Raw genomic sequence first — 1,993 nt, forward strand, 5'->3', positions numbered from 1 at the left:
CTCGAAACCGAGCTGACCGAAGATCCGCCGGATCTCCCGGGCGGCGATGGTCACCGGGCTGAGGCGGCCTCGCCGCAGGGCCGGCGCGGGACGGGTGAGATCGAGCGTCTCCGTCTCGAGGTTCAGAGCCCGAGTGGTGCGCTCGATGGTCCGCTGGCGCTCGTCGAGAGCATCGCCGACACGCTGAACGAGCTCGTTGACCATCTGACCCATCTGCCGTCGCCCATCAGGGTCGGGGATCTTGCCCAGGCCTCGTCGAAACGAGGTCAGCTCACCGTCGCCCCGTCCCAGGTACCTGGTTCGCACCACGTCGAGCGCAGCCAGGTCCGGCGCGGCGGCGACCGCCTCGAGGGCTTCCGCCGCCACGCTGTGGAGGTCGGCGGTCACGCCTTGGTCAAGGCGCCCCGGGCGACTTCGACAAGCTGCTGAAACGAGCCGGAGTCCTTGACGGCGATGTCGGCGAGCATCTTGCGATTCACCTCGACGCCGGCCTCCTTGAGGCCGTGCATGAATTGGTTGTACGCAAGGCCGTTCTGGCGCGCTGCCGCGTTGATGCGCGCGATCCAGAGACCGCGCATGTCGCCCTTTCGCTGCTTGCGATCGCGATACGCGTAGGCGAGCGAGTGCATGACCGCCTCGTTGGCGTTCTTGTAGAGCCGGTGGCGAGCCCCCTGCATCCCCTCGGCCATCTCGAGGATCTTCCGGTGGCGAGCCTTGGCCGTCACCCCACGTTTCACTCTGGCCATGTCGCTCTCCTAACGGTAGGGTGCAAGCCGGATCACCTTGCGGCGATCCGACGAGGACACCTCGTGTTGCATCCGGTATTGGCGCTTGCGCTTGGCGCTCTTGTGCTCGAGCAGGTGCGAGCGAAACGCCTTGCGCCGCATCACCTTTCCGGTCGAGGTGACGCGGAGCCGCTTGGCGGTTCCCTTATGCGTTCGTATCTTCGGCATGGTCGTTCTTGCTCCCTGAGTCGCCGCCGAGGTCCTCCACCGGGACGGTGACGCTCACCTCCACCTCCTGCGTTGGACGCCGGTCATTGCTGTGCTGGTCGCCTTTGGCGTGCTTCTTGTTGAGCGGGCTCATGATCATGATCATGTTGCGGCCCTCGACGAGGGGGGTCCGTTCGATGGTCGCCACCTCCTTCAGCTCCTCGGCCATCCGGTCGAGCAACTTGCGCCCGTACTCCTGGTGCACCATCTCGCGTCCGCGAAACATGATGGTGAGCTTCACCTTGTCGCCGTCGTGGAGAAAGTGTCGCACCGACCCGAACTTGGTCTGGAAGTCGTGCTCCGAGATCTTCGGACGCAGCTTCATCTCCTTGACGTTGATGGTGTTGTGCTCTTTGCGGCTCTCCTACTCCTTCTTCAGCGCTTCGAACTTGAAACGCCCGTAGTCCATGAGACGGCACACCGGCGGTTGGGCCTGGGGGGCTACCTCGACCAGGTCCAGTTCACGTTGGGCGGCAAGCTCTCGGGCTCGCTCGAGGGTGACGATTCCCAACTGCTCGCCTGTGGTGTCGTCGAACAGGCGGACGGTGGGGATGCGGATCTGGTCGTTGACCCTGAGCTCTCGGAATGCGATCGGCGCGGCCTCCTTGTGGGTATAAAAAACTGGACAGCGGTTCCGCTATCCAGGGTTCGGGTGCTGGACCTTCAAGGCAAGCCCGGAAGGTGAGGGCCGTACCTGGCGGTCCTGCTTTGCGGCGCCCGTACAGGGCGTCGGCCGCTGAATATAGCACGGCTGCGGGATGGCCAAACCTGCTGTGACGTCATGGTGATCGCCGGGCGTGGAGCAGCGCTTCCACAGCCCCTCGCCCGCCGAGCACGGGCGACGGCATGGCGCCGATGACACGCCAGCCGGCAGCGGCCACGCCCGCCGCAGCACGCTCGGTCGCGGCGTCGACCGAGATGGCGTCGGAGGGAGCGGTGGCCAGCCGCAACTCGAACATCGGCTTGACCAGGCCGATCAGATCCGCATCACGGGCCAGGAC

General features: G+C 65.4%; 2 protein-coding genes and 3 pseudogenes. All 5 read right to left on the bottom strand.

From position 1 onward, the window contains the following. A pseudogene (locus WA225_RS07745) lies at window positions 1-387 on the bottom strand (hypothetical protein); the annotation flags it as partial. Next, window positions 384-746, bottom strand: a complete 363-nt coding sequence (rplT, locus tag WA225_RS07750) for a 50S ribosomal protein L20 (protein ID WP_422607486.1) — start codon at window positions 744-746, stop codon at window positions 384-386. The gene rplT and the pseudogene WA225_RS07745, both read right to left, overlap by 4 nt. A 9-nt stretch (window positions 747-755) precedes the next feature. Next, window positions 756-953, bottom strand: a complete 198-nt coding sequence (gene rpmI, locus WA225_RS07755; protein WP_422607487.1) for a 50S ribosomal protein L35 — start codon at window positions 951-953, stop codon at window positions 756-758. Further along, window positions 931-1,584: pseudogene (infC, locus tag WA225_RS07760) on the bottom strand (translation initiation factor IF-3). The gene rpmI and the pseudogene infC overlap by 23 nt, the downstream one beginning before the upstream one ends. Before the next feature lie 187 nt (window positions 1,585-1,771). Next, window positions 1,772-1,993: pseudogene (locus WA225_RS07765) on the bottom strand (hypothetical protein); the annotation flags it as partial.

The organism is Pseudomonas sp. (assembly GCF_049300855.1).
Classification (GTDB): domain Bacteria; phylum Pseudomonadota; class Gammaproteobacteria; order Pseudomonadales; family Pseudomonadaceae; genus Aquipseudomonas.

Excerpts from the sequence above, each read along its gene's own strand:
- rplT (WP_422607486.1), bottom strand. The coding sequence starts at position 746 with ATGGCCAGAGTGAAACGTGGGGTGACGGCCAAGGCTCGCCACCGGAAG.
- rpmI (WP_422607487.1), bottom strand. The coding sequence starts at position 953 with ATGCCGAAGATACGAACGCATAAGGGAACCGCCAAGCGGCTCCGCGTC.